Source organism: Listeria sp. SHR_NRA_18 (assembly GCF_003856515.1).
Taxonomy (GTDB): Bacteria; Bacillota; Bacilli; order Lactobacillales; family Listeriaceae; genus Listeria_A; species Listeria_A newyorkensis.
In genome coordinates this window covers 1-260 of the sequence record NZ_QPKR01000122.1, presented here as the reverse complement: position 1 = coordinate 260, position 260 = coordinate 1, and the positions used below count along the sequence as shown (strand labels likewise).

Below are 260 nucleotides of genomic sequence, written 5' to 3'. Positions count from 1 at the left end.
GAATCCTGTCTTCCCGACCATTAAGAAAATATCCCATATTTTTATGAAGGGGCCTTAGCTCAGCTGGGAGAGCGCCTGCTTTGCACGCAGGAGGTCAGCGGTTCGATCCCGCTAGGCTCCACCAAATATTTTTATGACCTTTGAAAACTGAACAGAAACAAAGATAAAACCAATAGAGACAGTGATGTTTCTAGGTAAGAATCGCAGGGCGGAAATAGAAAGCTATTTCCAAAAGTAATACTAGTAAAGTAATTTGCTAG

1 tRNA gene is annotated in these 260 nt (G+C 41.9%); it reads left to right on the top strand.

Going from position 1 to position 260, the window contains the following annotated elements:
- The first annotated feature begins 48 nt into the window (after nt 1-48).
- Nucleotides 49-124: transfer RNA gene (locus tag DUK53_RS17415), tRNA-Ala, on the top strand.
- Nucleotides 125-260 lie beyond the last annotated feature (136 nt).